Here is a 15,400-nt window from a genome sequence, read left to right as displayed (position 1 = left end):
ATGGAGACGCTTCGACTCGTCCTGCTCGCGATCCACCTTCTTTCCTGGGCATTCGTGGTGGGGGCGTGGGCATCACGACTGCGGACCCCGGTCCCGATCGCCAAGGGCGTCTGGCACGCCGCGGCGACCGCTCTGGTGACCGGTCTGCTGCTCGTCGGCGTCCGCGAGATGGACGACCTCGACGTGAACCACGTCAAGATCGGCATCAAGCTGGTCGTCGCGATCGTCGTCACCGTGCTCGCGTTCGTGGCCACCCGCAAGGGCGACCGCGCCCCGGTCTGGATGGCGCACGCGATCGGAGGGCTCGCAGTCCTCAACGTGCTGATCGCGGTGCTCTGGCAGTAGCGCCGCCCGCGCGGCCGGGGCCTCCGGTGCTGCGGCTAGTGATCCTCGGCTAGCGGTCCTCGGCATCGCGTCGGCCGTCCTCGCGATCACCGACCTCGGCCTCGAGCAGCTCGGCCTCCACAAGGTCGCCGTCCACCCGTTCGTCGTCGTCACCGCCGTAGCGGAAGCGCGCCACGCTGAAGCCGAGCAGGCCCAGCGCGATGACCGAGGAGATCATGAGGCTCAGTCCGGTGCCCCACCCGCTGAACGGCAGCTCCGGGCCGAGCGGCCCCACGGTCGGGACGGCCGGAGCCATCCACCAGATGACGCCGAAGGCCATCACCGAGAGCGCGCCGAGGACGCTCAGAGCGATCCTGGGCCAGGTCGCGACGCCGTAGCGGGCAGCCTCGAAGGCCTTGGCCTTGACCGGCTCGACCCGCCGCCTCGCCCACTCGTAGCGGTTGGACAGGACCGCGAGGCCCCCGAACACCATGAGCAGACCGGGGCCGGGCAGCACCAGCGCGGCGATGCCGGCCACCACGAGCAGCCATCCCAGCAGCTCCGTCCCCGTGGCGCGCAGCCACGAACCGAATCCTCGTACGGTGCTCATCACCCTCCCTCGTCCCACCGGACCAGCATGCCAAAGCGTCTGAAACGGCCGACCGTCCTGCGGCCCACCGTGGTCACCGCCGCCGCAGCGAGGCCGCCCGCGCCCGCTGCCCCGACCAGCGGACAAGAGTCGCCGGACTCATCGGTCCGCCGAAGTAGTAGCCCTGGAGCGCGAGCGTGCGACGCCCGCGAGCACTCAGGTCCGAGAGGACGGCCTCCACCTGCGACCGCCGCTCGATGCCCTCCACGACCGTCTTGAGATTCGTGGCCGACGCCATCTCGAGCATCGAGGTGAGGAACGCCGCCTGCTCCTCGCCCGTGTCGACGTCTCGCGAGAAGACCCGGTCAAGCTTCAGCACCTGCACGGGCAGCCGCATCAACCGTTCGAGCGAGGAGAATCCCACCCCGAAGTCGTCGACCGCCAGGATCGCCCCGCGTTCGACCAGGTCCTCCATCACCCTCGACTCGATGACCTCCTCACTGATCGTCTCCGTCTCGGTGATCTCGAGCGTCAGCGGATGCGGGGCCAGCAGGCCGATGGCGCGATGGATGCGAGCGAGAAACCGCGGCGAGTCGAGCTGACGCGCAGACAGGTTGATCGCGATCGCGGTGTCGGGGTCGAGCGCGTGACCGAGCTGCTCCAGGTCGTCGCAGACCTGGTCGAGCACCAGCTCACCGATCGGCTCGATGAGGTTGGCATCCTCGGCGAGCGGGATGAACTCCTCCGGTGAGACGACCTCGCCGTCCTCGGTCCACCGGGCCAGTGCCTCCACGGCAAGGAGCCGCTGCTCGTCGGCGGAGACGATCGGTTGGTACACGACACGGAGCCGGCGCTCGTCGATCGCCCGGCGCAACCGGTCGACCAGCTCCAAGGACCGCACACGCTCCTCCCCCATGGCCGCACGGTAGACGACGACGCGGCCACCGCCTTCTCGTTTGGCCACGTACATCGCGATGTCGGCGTTGCGCAGGAGCTCGGAGGCACTCACGCGTTCCGTGCCGGTCCACGAGACGCCGATGCTGGTGGCGATCTCGATCGTGCGGGCGTCCAGCACCATCGGTCGGGCGACGATCTCGCCGACCTGCGCGGCGAGATCCATCGTGCGATCGCGGAGTCCGACCGCTCCGCTCGCCGACGCCGTCACGAGGATGGCGAACTCGTCGCCGCCGAGGCGAGCCACCCGCACGTCGTCGGGAAGGTCGGCGACGAGGCGGCGCGCGATCTCCACCAGCGCTGCGTCGCCGCTCGCATGTCCCAGCTGGTCGTTGACCCGCTTGAAGCCGTCGAGGTCGCAGAACAGGATCGCGCACGACTGTCTCCCGCCCTCGGCGGACAACGCCTCGTCCACGGTGTCGAGGAAGACCGCGCGGTTGCTCAACCGCGTCAGCGGATCGCGCTCCGCGCTGTCGACGAGGTCACGGTTCATCCGCATCCGCGAGAGTGCCTCCTCGGCCTGCTGGGCGATCGACTCCAGGGCCTCCGTGCGTCGGAGCGTCGCGGCCTGCGGGCCACCGGTGCCGTGGATCACGAGCCAGTAGACGTCGTCGCCGGAGATGAAGAGCCGCCGGACGTCACCGGGAGCGGGCAGCTCGCTCCGCAGTCCGGAGCCGGCGGACTTCCCGAGTCGCCGGACCCCCGCGTCGAGCACGGCCAGCACCTCCCCCTCCGTCGAGGCGGAGTGGAGCGCGTTCGCGGTCTCGAACAGCACCTTGAGCCGCCGCGCGGTCTCGCGCTCGCGGGTGAGACCCTTCACCGCCATCAGCACGATCGCCAGCGCAGGCAGGACCGCGAGAAGCGCCCACGGTGACACCGCCCGGTAGAGGAGCACCGAGACGTACCCCATCGCGGTCACCCCGACGTACAGCCCGTAGAGGGTGAGGACCTCGTATCCCCGCGCCGCGATGCTCCCGGGGTCGGGCGGCTCGGCGGCGTGGACACGCAGCACCGAGACACCGATGTCGATCAGGAACGCGAGCGTGAAGGCCGCCCCGACAACCATCACCTCGCGGTAGCCGGACGTCCCGGTGCCCAGGATCGACACCACGGCGACGGCGACGGCACCGCAGACGATGGAGAGCGACGCGTCGAACGCTCGAGGGGCCCGCGCCACCGGCACGAGCTGGGCCAGCACGACGCCGATGATCCAGAGGGAGAGGGCCTGCGGCCAGTCGAGCGCGAGCGACAGCATCACCAGGACGCAGAACTCGGTGCCCACCGCCAGCCAGTCGTCATAGCGGTCGAGGTAGAGCGGCGCCGCGCTGGTGAGCACGATCGCCGGGACGGCGAGCAGCCACCACGGGTCGAGAGACTCTCCCTGCGCGACGAGCGCCGCCACGGTGAGCACGGTGACCACGACGGCCGCGAGCACCACGGAGGCGCTGAGGAACCAGCGTGCGTGACGCTGCGCTGCGTTCATCGTGTCCCCCCGGTCGTCGGTCGACCTAGCAGCCCGCCGACCTCATGAGCACCCTGCACCATCGGCCCGGCAGCCCGCGAGTCCGAGCGTCGCGGGCACGACGCCGGGAGGAGTCGGAGCCGGGGGCGACGCTCACGGCCGCGTGACGAAGATGTGGCTGGCGGCGTCCGCGTCGATCTCCGCCGTCTCGCCGCCCCGCGCGACGACGACACCGCCGTCGGGCGCCGAGGACACGAGAACGTCGTTGCCGGGGAGCACACCGACGCGACGCAGGACCGACATCGCGGTCGTGTCCTTCTGCAGCTCCTCGCCGATGCGTCGCACCACGAGCCGCGACGCATCACCGTTGGCCGCCAGGGTCGCCGTCAGGTGCATCACGCCGGCCCCGAGGAACGCCTCGGCCTGCACCGCCGCCTCGTCCAGCTCGCCCAGCCCGGGGATGGGCGTGCCGTACGGCGACTCGGTCGGGTGCTCGAGCAGTCGGACCAGCTTGCGCTCGACCTGCTCGGAGATGACGTGCTCCCAACGGCACGCCTCCTCGTGCACGTACTCGATCTCGAGCCCGATGATGTCGGTCAGGAGGCGCTCGGCGAGGCGGTGCTTGCGCATCACCCGCGTGGCGAGCGCGCGCCCCTGGTCGGACAGCTCGAGGTGGCGGTCGCCCTCGACGGTGAGCAGCCCGTCCCGCTCCATCCGCGCTACCGTCTGGCTGACCGTGGGCCCGCTCTGGTGGAGACGCTCGGCGATGCGCGCGCGCAGAGGGACGATGCCCTCTTCCTCGAGCTCGTAGATGGTCCGCAGGTACATCTCGGTGGTGTCGATCAGGTCGCTCACGCGCCTATTGTTCCAGATCGTGCACAGACCCCGTGCACCGTCGAGGATGGGCGGATGCCGATCTCGGTGCTGTGGTTCCGGCGAGACCTCCGCCTCGGGGACAACCCGGCCCTCGTGACGGCGTTGGAGGCCGGCGGCGACGGCGTCGTCCCGCTCTTCGTCCTGGACCCGCGGTTGTGGGACGCGGCCCCGCCGCCGAGACGGGCCTACCTCGCGGGCTCGCTGCGCGACCTCTCCCGACGACTGGGCGCCACGGGACTCCACGTGGTCGCCGGGGACCCTGCGAGAGAGGTGGTCGGGGTGGCCCGCCGGGTCGGCGCGGCCAGCGTGCACGTCGCGGGCGACCACACGCCGTACGGACGCCGCCGAGACACCCGGGTCTCCGACGCCCTCGGCGAGCACGGCGTCGCGCTCGTCCGTACCGGCTCGCCGTACGCGGTCGCTCCCGGCCGGGTGACCAGGCGCGACGGGGGCCGCTACCAGGTCTTCACCCCCTACTACGCCGCGTGGCTCGAGCACGGTTGGCGGGCCCCCGCACGAGACCCCTACGACGCAGCGTGGGTGTCGCCAGGCCCGCCCACCGTCGAGGTCCCGGACGCCGAGGTGCCGTACGGTCTCGCCCTCCCCGTCCCAGGAGAGGTCGCGGCCCGACGGCGGTGGGACGAGTTCGTGGCCGACGGCCTCGGCGACTACGCGACCGAACGGGACCTTCCCGGTGACGACCGCACCTCACGGATGTCGGTGCACCTGCGGTGGGGCGAGATCCACCCCCGCACCCTGCTCGCCGGGCTCGGACGTGGCCCAGGCTCCGAGGCGTACCGTCGGGAGCTGGCGTTCCGCGAGTTCTACGCCGACGTGCTCGACCAGCGCCCGGACTCGGCGTGGGATCCGTGGGTGCCGGCCTTCGCCTCGATGGCCTACGACACTCCCGCGGGCGACCTCGAGGCGTGGAAGGAGGGACGTACGGGGATCCCGGTCGTGGACGCGGGCATGCGGCAGCTGCTCGCGCAGGGGTGGATGCACAACCGCGTGCGGATGATCGTGGCGAGCTTCCTGGTGAAGGACCTGCATCTGGCGTGGCAGCACGGCGCACGCCACTTCGCCGAGCACCTCGTCGACTTCGACCTCGCCTCCAACCAGCACAACTGGCAGTGGGTGGCCGGCTGCGGCACGGACGCGGCGCCCTACTTCCGGGTCTTCAACCCGGTCACCCAGGCGAAGAAGTTCGACCGAGACGGCACCTACGTACGCCGGTGGGTTCCCGAGCTCGCCGACGTCTCGACCCGGTGGGTGCACGAACCCTGGCTGCTCCCGGACCCGCCGGCGAGCTATCCGCCGCCACTGGTCGACCACGCCGAAGAGCGCCGGGAGGCGCTGCGGAGGTACGAGGAGATCCGCTGACCCGCCCTGGTCCGACGGGCGCCGCCGCATGAGAGCGTGGCCCGATGACGACCACGACCATCTCGCGGCAGTTCAACGGACCGGACAGCTCCGGCAACGGAGGCTACGTCGCCGGACTGGTCTCGCACCCCGTCGCCGACCACGGCGCCGCCGTGGTGACGTCGACGCTGCGGGTCCCGCCGCCGCTCGACGTCCCGCTGGACCTCGCCTTCGACGGGCACCGGTCGGTGCTCTCCGACGGCGCGACAGTGGTGGCCGACGCGGTCGCAGGAGCCTTCGACGTGGATCCCGCGCCGTTCGTCGGGGAGGTCCTCGCCCGCTTGGGGAGCGAGGCGTACGAGGGGCGTGTCGAGCATCCGTTCCCGCACTGCTTCACCTGCGGGACGGCGCGGAAGCCCGGTGACGGGTTGCTCGTGTTCTCGGGTCCGGTCGACGACCCGGGGTTCCCCGGCACGGTGGCGGCGAGCTGGACGCCGCACCCGGCCTTCGCCGACGGCGAGGGCCGCCTCGGCACGGAGGTCGTCTGGGCGGCGATCGACTGCCCGGGCGGCTGGGCAGCACACATCGACCGGACCCCGATGGTGTTGGGGCGGATGACCGGTCAGATCCTCTCGCCCGTCGTCACCGGGCACGACTACGTCAGCGTGGGCACGCTTCGCGGCGTCGACGGGCGCAAGCACCGCACCGGCACCGCGCTCTACGGCGTCGACGGGACGCTCGTCGCGCGTGCGGAGCAGACCTGGATCGCGATCGACATCACCGACTTCCGCCGACCGACTCGTCACGTACCCGCCTAGACTTGTCGTGCCCTGCTCGCACCGCTGAGGGCCGCGGACGCGACCGCCGCCCCCCACGGAGGAACCACTCGTGACCCAGTCCTCAGAGTCTGTCGTGCCATGGTGGCGCAACGCCGTCTGCTACGAGATCTACGTCCGCTCGTTCGCCGACGCCGACGGTGACGGGGTCGGCGACCTCTTGGGCGTCACCTCTCGGCTCGACTACCTGGAGCAGCTCAACGTCGACGCGCTGTGGCTCACGCCGTTCTACCGCTCGCCGCAGGCCGACCACGGCTACGACGTGGCCGACTACCGCGACGTCGACCCGCTCTTCGGCACGCTCGCCGACTTCGACGAGATGCTCGCCGGCGCCCACGAGCGCGGTCTCAAGGTCATCGTCGACCTCGTGCCCAACCACACGGCCTCGGCTCACCCGTGGTTCCAGGAAGCCCTCCGGGCGGGCCGGGGCAGCTCGGCACGAGAGCGCTACCTCTTCCGGGACGGCCGCGGACCCGACGGCTCGCTGCCGCCCAACAACTGGCAGTCGGTGTTCGGCGGCCCGGCGTGGACCCGGGTCGAGGACGGCCAGTGGTACCTCCACCTGTTCGACGCCGGGCAGCCCGACCTCAACTGGGATCACCCGGAGGTCGGCGAGGAGTTCGAGTCGGTGCTGCGCTTCTGGCTCGACAGGGGCGTGGACGGCTTCCGCGTCGACGTGGCGCACGGCCTCTTCAAGGCGTCCGGCATGCCCGACGTCGAAGGGCTCGGACCCGCGGGCGAGACGCTCGACGCCACGATGACCGAGTGGGACCGCCCCTACTGGAACCAGCCGGGCGTGCACGAGGTCTACCGCGGCTGGCGCACGGTGCTCGACTCCTACCCCGGTGACCGGATGATGATCGGTGAGGCGTGGGTCGGCTCGGCCGAGGCGATGGCGCACTACGTCCGCCCTGACGAGATGCACCAGGTCTTCAACTTCCACTGGCTCTCGACTCCCTTCTCCGCGCCCGCGCTACGACGCGTCCTGGACGAGACGTACGCCGCGGTGGGCCCGGTCGGCGCGAGCCCCACGTGGGTGCTCTCCAACCACGACGTCGTCCGTACGGTCACCCACTACGGTGGCGGCGACCTCGGGCTGTCTCGGGCCAAGGCGGCGATGTTGACGATGCTGGCTCTGCCCGGGTCCGCGTACGTCTACCAGGGCGAAGAGCTCGGCCTCCCCCAGGTCGACGTGGCTCCCGAGGACCGGCAGGACCCGACCTGGCTGCGTGGCGGCGGTGTGGGCCGCGACGGCTGCCGGGTCCCGATGCCGTGGTCCGGCTCGGAGCCTCCGTTCGGCTTCTCCCCCGGCGGACCCGGGGAGGTCCGCACGTGGATCCCGCAGCCAGACTGGTTCCGTGATTACACCGTCGAGCACGAGACCCGCGACCCGTACTCGACGCTGAACTTCCTCACGTTCGCCCTGCAGCAACGTCGAGAGCTCGTCGGCGGCCTCTCGACGACCTTCGAGATGCTGGAGCGCGGTGACGACGTGGTCGCGTTCCGGCGTGACGGTGTCGACGGTGCGCGTGGTCTGGTGTGCGTCGTCAACTGCGGAACGGGCGACCATCCGGTCGACGATCTCGGCACGCCGGTCGTGCTCTCCGCGGCGCTCGCCGAGGGCACCGGTCAGCTCCTTCCCGACTCGGCGGCCTGGTTCCTGTCCTGACGGCGTTCGCCGAGCACCTCGTCGAGCCGATCGAGATGAACGCAGGCGCTGCGGCGTGCGCGATTGCGTAACGATATATCGCGTTCTATCATCGATACTCCACCGCTTGCCACAGGAGGATGCCTCGTGCGAAACCCAGACTTCGACCTCAGAGAGACCTTCGATCCCACCTCCGGGCGTCGCCGACCGCGTCCAGGTCGTCGCGACCCGCGCGGCCGCGGTCACGGCCATGGTCCCGGACTCGGCCCTGACTTCGGCCCCGGCTCAGGCCCCGGCTTCGGACCGGGCTTCGGCGAGCGCCGGCGTGGCGGGCCCCGCGCCCGCCGTGGCGCCGTACGCCTCGCCGCGCTCTCGGTCCTGGCCGACGGCCCGACCAACGGGTACGGCCTGATCACCACCTTCACCGAGCGCACCGAGGGACGGTGGCGGCCCAGCCCGGGGTCCATCTACCCCGTGCTCCGACGGCTGACCGCGGACGGCCTCGTCGAGCCCGTCGATGCGGAGGGCACCCAGTTCCAGATCACCGAGGACGGCGCCGCCTACCTCGCCGATCACGCCGCGGAGGTCGCGCAGGCCTGGGACAGCGGGCGACCCGGCTCGCAGACCCAGGAGGAGCTGCACGTCAGCGCACGCAAGCTCGTACGGGCCGCCCGCCAGGTGGGCGAGGACGGCAGCGACGACCAGCGCGAGCGGGCCGCTCAGATCCTGGACGAGGCGCGCCGTCAGCTCTACGGCCTGCTGGCCGAGTGACTACGGCGACGGGTCGCGTGCGTCGTAGGTGAGGAAGCCCCGCTGGAGGGCGACCGCCACCAGCGTCCCGACGACGCACGCCACTCCGCCGCAGAGCATCGCGACCCCGATCGTCGTGATCTCGGCGAGCGATCCGGCCAGGAACTCGCCGAGGCGCGGGCCGCCGGCGACGACGACCGTGAACAGACCCTGGAGCCTCCCCCGCAGCGCGTCGGGGGCCGCCTGCTGGAGCATCGTGCTCCGGTACGCCGCGCTCACCATGTCGGCCGATCCCGAGAACGCCAGCATCGTCACCACGAGCCACATCAACCCCGGCGCACCGATCGCACTCGCACCCGCGAGCGCGACGGCGACCCCGTACGCGACGACGGCCACCACGATCGCGACCCCGTGACGGTGCACGCGCCCGACCCATCCCGAGAGCATGAACGCCACCAAGGACCCGATCGCCGGCGCGGCCTGCAGCAGCCCGAGCGCCGACGGCCCGCCCGCATAGACCGTCAGCGCGAGCGCGGGGAACAGCGCCCGGGGCTGCGCCAGCACCATCGCGCACAGGTCGAGGACGAACGTCATGCGCAGGTTCGGCGCCCGCCTCAACCACGCCATCCCCTCGACCACCGACCGGAAGCCCGGCACCCCCCGAGGCGCCTCGAGGGGCGGGATCGGCGGCAGGCGCACCAACGCGTAGACGGCGGCGGTGAACGTCACGAGGTCGATCGCGTACGTCGCCGCCACCCCGAGCCAGGCGATCACGACACCGCCGACCAACGGGCCCACGGTGAAGCCCAGGTTGTACGCCGCCATGCTCAGCGCGTTGGCCGCCGGGAGCAGGTGCGCCGGGATCAGCCGCGGGATGATCGCGGACCGTGCCGGGCTGTTCACCGCGAACAGACCCGACTGGACCGCGACCACGGCGTACAGCAGGACCACCGACTCGAGGCCCACCAGCGCCTGCGCCAACAGCACCGCCGTGCACACCCAGAGCCCGACCGCGGTCACGAGCGCGACCGTCCGCCGGTCGAAGTGGTCGACCAGCGCCCCGCCGTACAGGCCGAGCACGATCAACGGGACCAGGGCGACGATCCCGAGGACCCCGACCGCGAAGGAAGAGTCGGTGATCACGAAGACCTGGTAGGCGACCGTGACCGTCGCCATCTGCTGACCCAGCTGAGACACCGTGTGGCCGACCCAGAGACGCCGGTAGTCGACCGACTCCCGGAGCGGACGGATGTCGGTGAGGATCCGCCCTACGCCCCGTGGTGCCGTCACGGGAACGATTGTCCCGCCCTGCGGATCACCCTGGGGATCGCCTCTGGAACCGGCCCGGGAAAGGGGTTGGCCCGGGCGGGAGCGCGGCGTAATCTCGTCCGTACACGGGAAGGAGGTGGTCCGAAGAATGATTGACTTCAGGACATGTGAGGTGGCTGTCAGCTAGCCACGGTGCCGTGGGAACGCCAGCACCGTGCGGCGAATCCCAGGCAGCCACCCGACCCGCGGGGGCCGAGAGCAAAGTCCGCTCGGCACGCAAACCCCGCGGGTCGTTCCTGTCTTCACCCTCCTGCGGCCCGGCCCTCTGCCCGGCCTACGGCGCGAGACGCTCGCGAAGCCATTGCCCACCGACGGCACGGAAGCGGATCCGGTCGTGCATGCGGCCCGAGCGTCCCTGCCAGAACTCGATCGAGTCGATGGACACGCGATAGCCGCCCCACCACATGGGACGCGCCACGTCGTCGGGGTACGAGACCTCCGCCGCGTCGTACGCCCGCTCGAGGGCAACCCGGTCGGCGACCACCCGCGACTGGTCGGAGGCGACGGCGCCCAGCTGGGACGTCCGAGGCCGTGAGCTGAAGTAGTCATCGCTCTCGCTGTCAGACACCCGCGTCACCGAGCCCTCGATCCGGACCTGCCGCTGCAACGGGTGCCACAGCATCACCAACGCCGCGTGCGGGTTGCCCTCGAGGTCGTCGCCCTTGCGCGACTCACGGTTGGTGTAGAAGACCGCCCCCTCGGCGTCGAAGCCCTTGAGGAGCACGATCCGGACCGACGGCAGCGCACCGGGCGTCGCCGTCGCCAGCGCCATCGCGTTCGGCTCGTGCATCCCCGAGGCGACCGCCTGGTCGAACCACGTCCCGAAGAGCCACACCGGGTCGTGCCCGGCGTCGGCCTCGCTCAGTCCGGATGCCTCGTACTCCTCGCGCAGTGCCGCGATCGCGTGGGACTCCATGGACAGCACCCTACGAGACCTGGCGTTGCGCGGGCGGGGCAGAATGACTGGCATGACTGACGCATCCGAGACGGTGAAGGTCCACGAGGGCCTCGAAGGCGTCGTCGCCTTCGCCACAGAGATCGCCGAGCCGGACAAGGAAGGCTCCGCGCTGCGCTACCGCGGCGTCGACATCGAGGACCTCGTGGGGCGAGTGCCCTTCGAGAAGATCTGGGGCCTCCTGGTCGACGGCACGTACGAGCCGGGCCTCCCGCCCGCCGAGCCCTTCCCCATCCCTGTGCACTCGGGTGACATCCGGGTGGATGTCCAGAGCGCGATCGCACTGACCGCTCCCGCCTGGGGCCTCCGCCAGCTGTACGACATCGATCCTGAGCAGGCTCGCGACGACCTCGCCCGTACGGCCGTCATGGTGCTGTCGTACGTCGCCCAGGCCGCACGGGGCGTCGGTCAGCCGATGGTCCCGCAGACCGAGATCGACAAGGCGAGCACCATCACCGAGCGGTTCCTCACCCGGTGGCGCGGCGAGGCCAACCCCGCTCACGTCAAGGCCATCGACGCCTACTGGGCCTCCGCCGCCGAGCACGGCATGAACGCCTCCACGTTCACCGCACGCGTGATCGCCTCGACCGGCGCCGACGTCGCTGCCGCGCTGTCGGGTGCCGTCGGCGCGATGTCGGGTCCGCTGCACGGCGGCGCGCCGTCGCGCGTGCTCGGCATGATCGGCGATGTCGAGAAGTCCGGCGACGCGCGGACCTATGTCAAGGGCCTGCTCGACGCCGGCGAACGCCTGATGGGGTTCGGCCACCGCGTCTACCGCGCCGAGGACCCGCGCGCCCGTGTCCTGCGCCGGACCGCGCGCGAGCTCAACGCCCCGCGGTACGCGGTGGCCGAGGCGCTGGAGGACGCCGCGCTCGCCGAGCTGCGCGAGCGCCGCCCGGACCGGGTGCTGGAGACGAACGTCGAGTTCTGGGCAGCGATCGTCCTCGACTTCGCCGAGATCCCGCCGCACATGTTCACGTCGATGTTCACGTGCGCTCGCACGGCCGGATGGAGTGCGCACATCCTCGAGCAGAAGCGCACGGGGCGGCTGATCCGTCCGTCCGCTATCTACACCGGCCCGCCGTCGCGCAAGCCGGAGGACGTCGAGGGCTGGGACCCGGCCTGGGCCTGACCTCCCCCTCGTGCATCCCCGATCCGACGGGTTGCGCACCGGATCGGCACGTGATCTCGGTGCACAACCCGTCGGATCACGGGGCGCAGCGGATGCGGGAAGCGGTCAGGGGCGGTCGTACGCAGCCAGGATCGCGTCCGCGGCACTCGTCGCGGGCATGTCACCGGAGAGCACCTCGGCACGGACCTCGTCGAGCACCCCGCGTACGGCCTCCGAGCGCCGCAGCCGTTGCTCGAGCTCGTCGCGCACCAGCGCCCACATGAACTCGAGCTGCTGCGCCGCCCGCTTGTCGCGCAGGCCGCCGGCACCGAGGAACTCGCGGTGCCTCAGCACCCGCATCCACACCGTGTCCACCTCCGTGCCCTCGAGCCCGGAGCAGGTCAGCACCGGCGGGACCCACCCGGTGGTCCCGGCGTGGACGAGGCGGATCGCCCCGGCGAGGTCGCGGGCAGCGACGCGTGCCTCCGGCTCACGGTCACCGTCGGCCTTGTTGACCGCGATGACGTCAGCGATCTCGAGGATGCCCTTCTTGATGCCCTGGAGCTGGTCACCGGTCCGCGCGAGCGTGAGGAACAGGAATGTGTCGACCATCCCGGCGACGGTCACCTCCGACTGCCCGACGCCGACCGTCTCCACGAGCACCACGTCGAATCCGGCCGCCTCGAGCACGAGGATCGCCTGGGTCGTCGCGCGCGCGACGCCGCCGAGGGTGCCGGCCGACGGCGAGGGGCGGATGTACGCCCGGGGGCTCGCCGCGAGCTCCGGCATCCGCGTCTTGTCGCCGAGGACCGAGCCCCCCGTACGCACCGACGACGGGTCCACCGCGAGGACCCCGACCTTGTGGTCGGTCGCGGTCAGGTGGGTGCCCAGCGCCTCGATGAACGTCGACTTCCCGACCCCCGGGACCCCCGAGATCCCCACGCGGACAGCGCCACCCGAGTGCGGGGTGAGCAGCGCAAGCAGCTCCCGTGCCGCCTCTCGGTGGTCGGGTCGACGAGACTCGACGAGGGTGATGGCTCGCGCGACCGCAGCACGCTGCCCGGCGCGTACGCGGTCAGCGAGCTCGACGACGTCGACCATCAGTGCTGCAGCGTCGCCCGGAGCTTGTCCAGCAGCTCGAGCGCCGACTCGGCGATGACCGTGCCCGGCAGGAAGACCGAGGCCGCGCCCATCTGCTTGAGCGTCTCCACGTCGTCCGGCGGGATCACGCCGCCCACGACCACGAGGACGTCGGGGCGGCCCAGCTCGGCCAGCGCGTCACGGAGCGCCGGCACGAGCGTCAGGTGGCCCGCAGCCAGGGACGAGACGCCCACCACGTGGACGTCGGCGTCGACCGCCTGCTGCGCCACCTCCTCCGGCGTGGAGAAGAGCGGGCCCACATCGACGTCGAAGCCCATGTCGGCGAAGGCGGAGACGATGACCTTCTGGCCCCGGTCGTGCCCGTCCTGGCCCATCTTGGCCACCAGGATGCGTGGACGTCGTCCCTCGGCCTCCTCGAAGGCGTCGGTCGCCGCGATCACGCGCTCGACGTTCTCGGCCTTGCCTGCCTCGGATCGGTACACACCAGAGATCGTACGGATGACCGCCTTGTGGCGTCCGTAGACCTTCTCGAGCGCGTCGGAGATCTCGCCCACCGTGGCCTTGGCCCGGGCGGCGTCGACGGCCAGCGCGAGGAGGTTGCCGTCGAGCGAGCCGTCCTTGCTCGCCCCACGTCCCGCCGACTCGGTCAGGGCGTGCAGCGTACGGCGGACCTCGTCGTCGTCACGCTCGGCCCGCAGCCGCTCCAGCTTGGCGACCTGCGCGGCGTAGACCGCGCGGTTGTCGACCTTGAGGACCTCGAAGGGTTCCTCGGTGTCGACGCGGTAGGTGTTGACGCCGATGACGGCCTGGTGCCCGGCGTCGATCCGCGCCTGGGTGCGGGCGGCAGCCTCCTCGACGCGCATCTTGGGGATCCCGGCCTCGATGGCCTTGGCCATGCCGCCGGCCCGCTCGACCTCCTCGATGTGCGACCAGGCACGGCGGGCGAGGTCATGGGTGAGGCGCTCGACGTAGTAGGAGCCGCCCCACGGGTCGATCGTCGCCGTGGTGCCCGACTCCTGCTGGAGCAGGAGCTGGGTGTTGCGGGCGATCCGCGCGGAGAAGTCGGTCGGCAGGGCGATCGCCTCGTCGAGCGCGTTGGTGTGCAGCGACTGGGTGTGCCCCTGGGTCGCCGCCATCGCCTCGATGGCCGTCCGCTGCACGTTGTTGAACACGTCCTGCGCCGTCAGCGACCACCCCGACGTCTGGGAGTGGGTCCGCAGCGAGCTCGACTTGGGGTTCTTCGGGTCGAACGGGGCGACGAGCCGTGACCAGAGGGCGCGCGCGGCCCGGAGCTTGGCGACCTCCATGAAGAAGTTCATCCCGATCGCCCAGAAGAACGACAGCCGCGGCGCGAACGCGTCGATGTCGAGCCCGACGTCGAGGCCCGCGCGGATGTACTCGACACCGTCGGCCAGGGTGTAGGCGAGCTCGAGGTCGTTCGTCGCTCCGGCCTCCTGGATGTGGTAGCCGGAGATCGAGATCGAGTTGAACTTCGGCATCCGCTGCGCGGTGTAGGCGAAGATGTCGGAGATGATCCGCATCGACGGCGCCGGCGGATAGATGTATGTGTTGCGGACCATGAACTCCTTGAGGATGTCGTTCTGGATGGTCCCCATGAGCTGCTCCGGCTTCACCCCCTGCTCCTCGGCCGCCACGATGTAGAGCGCGAGCACCGGGAGCACCGCACCGTTCATCGTCATCGAGACGCTCATCTTGTCCAGCGGGATGCCCTCGAAGAGGGTGCGCGCGTCGTAGATCGAGTCGATCGCGACCCCGGCCATGCCCACGTCGCCCACGACGCGAGGGTTGTCCGAGTCGTAGCCGCGGTGGGTCGCGAGGTCGAAGGCGACGGACAGGCCCTTCTGCCCCGCGGCAAGGTTGCGCCGATAGAAGGCGTTCGACTCCTCCGCCGTGGAGAACCCCGCGTACTGGCGGATCGTCCACGGCTGGGTGGTGTACATCGTCGGGTACGGACCACGCAGGAACGGTGCGAGGCCGGGGTAGGTGTCGAGCGCGTCCAGACCCTGGAGGTCGGCCCCCGTGTAGAGCGGTGCGATGTCGATGCCCTCGGGCGCAGGCCAGGGCTCGGCACCATCGGCGGCGCGG

At 71.1% G+C, this 15,400-nt stretch carries 12 protein-coding genes and 1 pseudogene; 6 read left to right on the top strand and 7 right to left on the bottom strand.

All coding sequences use genetic code 11. From position 1 onward, the window contains the following. Positions 1-345 carry a hypothetical protein gene (locus tag KV102_RS10685; protein ID WP_220346161.1) on the top strand — a complete coding sequence of 115 codons (345 nt, stop codon included), beginning with the start codon at positions 1-3 and terminating at the stop codon, positions 343-345. 49 nt (positions 346-394) lie between these two features. Here KV102_RS10685 and KV102_RS10680 read toward each other — a convergent pair whose 3' ends face one another. The 3 genes from KV102_RS10680 to KV102_RS10670 form a co-directional block, all read right to left on the bottom strand. Then, positions 395-934, bottom strand: a complete 540-nt coding sequence (locus KV102_RS10680) for a PGPGW domain-containing protein (protein WP_220343563.1) — start codon at positions 932-934, stop codon at positions 395-397. A 73-nt stretch (positions 935-1,007) separates the two neighbouring features. Next, on the bottom strand, positions 1,008-3,350 hold the full coding sequence (locus KV102_RS10675; RefSeq protein ID WP_220346160.1) for a bifunctional diguanylate cyclase/phosphodiesterase: 2,343 nt from the start codon (positions 3,348-3,350) through the stop codon (positions 1,008-1,010). Between the two features lie 132 nt (positions 3,351-3,482). Next, entirely contained in the window at positions 3,483-4,184 is a 702-nt protein-coding gene (locus tag KV102_RS10670; RefSeq protein ID WP_220346159.1) for a metal-dependent transcriptional regulator, read from the bottom strand. A 54-nt stretch (positions 4,185-4,238) separates the two neighbouring features. Between KV102_RS10670 and KV102_RS10665 the strand changes: the two genes are divergently transcribed. The 4 genes from KV102_RS10665 (at position 4,239) to KV102_RS10650 (ending at position 8,819) form a co-directional block, all read left to right on the top strand. Then, on the top strand, positions 4,239-5,585 hold the full coding sequence (locus KV102_RS10665; protein WP_220346158.1) for a deoxyribodipyrimidine photo-lyase: 1,347 nt from the start codon (positions 4,239-4,241) through the stop codon (positions 5,583-5,585). 44 nt (positions 5,586-5,629) lie between these two features. Further along, positions 5,630-6,382 (top strand): hypothetical protein, encoded by a 753-nt coding sequence (locus KV102_RS10660; protein ID WP_220346157.1) that lies wholly within the window; start codon positions 5,630-5,632, stop codon positions 6,380-6,382. A 70-nt stretch (positions 6,383-6,452) separates the two neighbouring features. Beyond that, positions 6,453-8,069, top strand: coding sequence for a glycoside hydrolase family 13 protein (locus KV102_RS10655; RefSeq protein ID WP_220346156.1), 1,617 nt, complete (start codon positions 6,453-6,455; stop codon positions 8,067-8,069). Positions 8,070-8,195: 126 nt separating this feature from the next. Continuing rightward, on the top strand, positions 8,196-8,819 hold the full coding sequence (locus tag KV102_RS10650) for a PadR family transcriptional regulator (protein ID WP_220346155.1): 624 nt from the start codon (positions 8,196-8,198) through the stop codon (positions 8,817-8,819). Here the strand turns inward: KV102_RS10650 and KV102_RS10645 are convergent, their stop codons facing one another. Beyond that, a complete protein-coding gene (locus KV102_RS10645; protein WP_220346154.1) occupies positions 8,820-10,088 on the bottom strand; it encodes an MFS transporter in 1,269 nt (422 codons plus the stop codon). It lies immediately after the preceding gene. A 313-nt stretch (positions 10,089-10,401) separates the two neighbouring features. After that, positions 10,402-11,043 (bottom strand): pyridoxamine 5'-phosphate oxidase, encoded by a 642-nt coding sequence (gene pdxH, locus KV102_RS10640; RefSeq protein ID WP_220346153.1) that lies wholly within the window; start codon positions 11,041-11,043, stop codon positions 10,402-10,404. 52 nt (positions 11,044-11,095) lie between these two features. Between pdxH and KV102_RS10635 the strand changes: the two genes are divergently transcribed. After that, positions 11,096-12,214 (top strand): citrate synthase 2, encoded by a 1,119-nt coding sequence (locus KV102_RS10635; RefSeq protein ID WP_220343554.1) that lies wholly within the window; start codon positions 11,096-11,098, stop codon positions 12,212-12,214. A gap of 105 nt (positions 12,215-12,319) precedes the next feature. Here the strand turns inward: KV102_RS10635 and meaB are convergent, their stop codons facing one another. Both meaB and scpA read right to left on the bottom strand, forming a co-directional pair. Beyond that, positions 12,320-13,294 (bottom strand): methylmalonyl Co-A mutase-associated GTPase MeaB, encoded by a 975-nt coding sequence (gene meaB, locus KV102_RS10630; protein WP_220346152.1) that lies wholly within the window; start codon positions 13,292-13,294, stop codon positions 12,320-12,322. Beyond that, positions 13,294-15,375: pseudogene (gene scpA / locus KV102_RS10625) on the bottom strand (methylmalonyl-CoA mutase); the annotation flags it as partial. The pseudogene scpA and the gene meaB, both read right to left, overlap by 1 nt. Between the last annotated feature and the right edge of the window lie 25 nt (positions 15,376-15,400).

This window comes from Mumia sp. zg.B53, assembly GCF_019550935.1.
Lineage (GTDB): Bacteria > Actinomycetota > Actinomycetes > Propionibacteriales > Nocardioidaceae > Mumia.
Note: the sequence above shows the minus strand (reverse complement) of the source record. Positions and strands in the feature narration are given on the sequence as shown.